The organism is Fructobacillus cardui (assembly GCF_963580785.1).
Classification (GTDB): Bacteria; Bacillota; Bacilli; order Lactobacillales; family Lactobacillaceae; genus Fructobacillus; species Fructobacillus cardui.
Genome location: NZ_CAUZLS010000014.1, coordinates 1 through 3728 on the forward strand (window position 1 = coordinate 1; position 3728 = coordinate 3728).

At 38.8% G+C, this 3728-nt stretch carries 1 protein-coding gene and 1 pseudogene; both read left to right on the plus strand.

Annotation, left to right across the window (positions count from 1 at the left end):
- A pseudogene (locus tag AABI20_RS07650) lies at positions 1 to 103 on the plus strand (IS30 family transposase); the annotation flags it as partial.
- A 568-nt stretch (positions 104 to 671) separates the two neighbouring features.
- Positions 672 to 3728: mucin-binding protein (locus AABI20_RS07515; RefSeq protein ID WP_338347345.1), on the plus strand; the 3057-nt coding region annotated here is incomplete at its 3' end.

The window sequence follows — 3728 nt, forward strand, 5'->3', positions numbered from 1 at the left end:
ATTATATGAGGCGGTTGAACTCATTAACAAGCGGCCCATGAAATTACATCATTATCAAACACCATTGGAAGTTTTTACGGATGCGTTCGAATTAAACTTGTAATCTGCCAAATATAAAAGGAAAATTAATGCAACAATGAATAAATTAAACGATGAATTAAAAAACAATTACGCAAATTAGCAATTACCAAACAGCTTAATTTTTTAATTGGATCTGGTGCATCATTTCCGGCTATACCTCTCATGGGGAGTTTCGAAAACAAACAAAATGCCAATGATCAGTTGATAAAAGAAGTTAAAGAAGTTAGTGAATTAATTATCCATAATAATATTGGAGAGAATGAAAACGTAGAAAATAATCAAAAAAATTATATTGATTTTTTACAATCAATTTTGGATGTGCAGAGATTCATCAAGAAAAACTGTTGCACTTGAATTGGCAATTTCGACTCCATAAAAAAGGGAACACGTTATTCGTGTTCTCTTGATTTATCTAACGATGGCCATAGCACTAAGGCACCCATAACGAAATTATGTCAAACATCTTATATCATATATGTAACGATATTATAGTTTTTTTAAATTTATGACTCGAATATATATAATAATTACGATATAATATCATTTGTAGGCGAAACCTATTATTTATATGATTCATAAGGAGTGCAGTGATGAAAAAGTTACATTATAAAATGTATAAAGATGGTAAATTTTTAGTTTTTGCCGGACTTTTGTTTGTGGGCATAACAGTTGGCTTGTTTAACGATTCAAATTTAGCCAGTGCATCTGATATAAATCAAAGTAAAACAAGTAGTAGTTTAAAGGGCATACAAGAATCAGTAAATAACTTAGATTCTCAAAATGTTCAAGGTGTAGCGGCATCTAAGGACGATGCTGTCAATACCACTAGCCAAACCAGTACTGCTAGCCAAACTAGTACCACTAGCCAAACCAGTACTGCTAGCCAAACTAGTACTGCTAGCCAAACTGGTACTGCTAGCCAAACTAGTACTGCTAGCCAAACTAGTACTGCTAGCCAAACTAATGAAGATGTATCTAACAGAAATCAATCCAAAAATAACACATCATCTTTAGTTGGGGCCGCTGGAAACAGCTCTGTGGATTCACAAAGTATTGAGTTACTAGATTCTGATGGCTCACTTAAAACACTATCTTCAATGGGAAATTCGGTTAAATTGTCTACTGCACAATTTGAACCTCAAAATATTCAATTTAGTGGTAAATTGAGCAATTACAGTAGCGGTGATTCGATTACGATTCCTTTCAGCATTAGTAATGTAAGTAAAAGTTCGCAGGCTACCTGGGCCGCTGTTGCAAAAAATATTCCCGGCATCGGCTATATTGATTTTGTTGCCGATCAACAAGATTATCCTAATGGCACTTATAGTGGAAAGTACATTATTCATGTAACACAAAATATTTCTACTGAAAAAACATATAGTGTTGCGTTGGGAGGGGGACTCTTTGTTAATGCATATGATTCCACGAAACCTATTACAATAACATTAGGTTCTGAAAGTTACACTGTTATCCCAACGCCAAGAGAGTATCCTAAAGATGATTCGGATTTCTATGCTGCGGGTTGGTTGTCACGTGTTGCTCCAAATCAAATTAACGCGACTACTGGTACATGGGATTCAAATTATTATAATAATTTATTATCATCAAATGGTACAAACATAGGTAATACAAATATGCCTACTGGCAATTTCGTAACAATCCAGCATGTAAATGCAACTAATGGAACTGTTGTCAATGTTGTAAAGGATTCAGAATATACTACGTCTTTAGCGTTTTCTAAGGATGGTTCGGAACTGATTAAAAACGATAACTCAGTTGTTTATCATAGCAGTAATTATGGCGTGGGTGTTCATTTAGACTCAGGGATGTCTGATTTTGATATTGCTAAGGCATTAGTGAAATATGGCAATAATAGTTATGCGATAATTCATAATTCTGATGGTTCTTACACGGTTGCCTATAATTATGGTAATCTTATGGAACGTAGTGGCTTCTCAACAAAGGACTATTTCCAAAATAAAGCAGGAACTATTTCTAATAGTAATCAAAGTCCTGAAAATAAACGTGATGATGTCACAGATAACAAAATTGATAATTCGTTATCTAATAAGCAGTCATTAAGGAATCAAAATGATTTTAAGTTTACTTTCCAAGATCCTACTATTCAAAACACTCTTAATGTATCTTCATCGTTCTTTAACGTGTCGCAAGATGATATATCAGCAATTTCTCCAGTAACCTCTGATCAGAATCACACCATCCCGAATGCGAGTGCCGCTGTTGGACAAACAGAAATTAAGGTTAGTTATGTAGATATCAATGGCCGTCCCCTCACCTCAGATAGTGTATACTTTGGATATCCTAAAGATGTTAGCTCAAACCTTAATGTCGCCCCAAGTGCTAACCCTGTACTAAGTCCTAAATATTTCACAGGGTTAGCACTTACAGCCAATAAAACCGTTTCCCTTTCTTGGTTAAAAGCGGGCGATATTTGGTTGGATACTACTAGTCACGATATTGATTTTCCATCATCTGGTTCTAATGGTTTTCAACAAGTATATTTCGTATACACGAAGGATGCACCAACGGTTACGACTGAAAGCAAGACTGTTAATGAAACAATTCACTACCAGTACGCTGATGGTACCAAGGCGGCTGACGACTATGTCGCAACACCAATTACGTTTACTCGCAGCGTCTCAACAGATGCTGTAACCGGTGAAAAAACTTATGGTGCATGGAGTGCCGGTCAAAGCTTTGCGGCAGTGACAAGCCCAACGTTGAAGGGTTACACGCCTGATCAAACCACCATCGCTGCTCAAAACGTCACGGGTGATTCAAGTGACTTGGTTTACACGGTTAAGTACACGAAGGATGCACCAACGGTTACGACTGAAAGCAAGACTGTTAATGAAACAATTCACTACCAGTACGCTGATGGTACCAAGGCGGCTGACGACTATGTCGCAACACCAATTACGTTTACTCGCAGCGTCTCAACAGATGCTGTAACCGGTGAAAAGACTTATGGTGCTTGGACAGCCGGTCAAAGCTTTGCGGCAGTGACAAGCCCAACGTTGAAGGGTTACACGCCTGATCAAACCAGCATCGCTGCTCAAAACGTCACGGGTGATTCAAGTGACTTGGTCTACACAGTCAAGTACACGAAGGATGCACCAACGGTTACGACTGAAAGTAAGACTGTGAACGAGACGGTTCATTATCAGTACGCTGATGGGACAAAGGCGGCTGACGACTATGTTGCTAGGCCAATCACCTTTACTCGTACGGTTTCAACCGATGCTGTAACGGGTGAAAAGACTTATGGTAATTGGACAGCCGATCAAAGCTTTGCAGCAGTGACAAGCCCAACTTTGAAGGGTTACACGCCTGATCAAACCAGCATCGCTGCTCAAAACGTCACGGGTGATTCAAGTGACTTGGTCTACACAGTCAAGTACACGAAGGATGCACCAACTGTCACGACTGAAAGTAAGACTGTGAACGAGACGGTTCATTATCAGTACGCTGATGGTACCAAGGCGGCTGATGACTATGTCGCAACGCCAATTACGTTTACTCGTACGGTTTCAACCGATGCTGTAACGGGTGAAAAGACTTATGGTAATTGGACAGCCGATCAAAGCTTTGCAGCAGTGACAAGCCCAACTTTGAAGGGTTACACG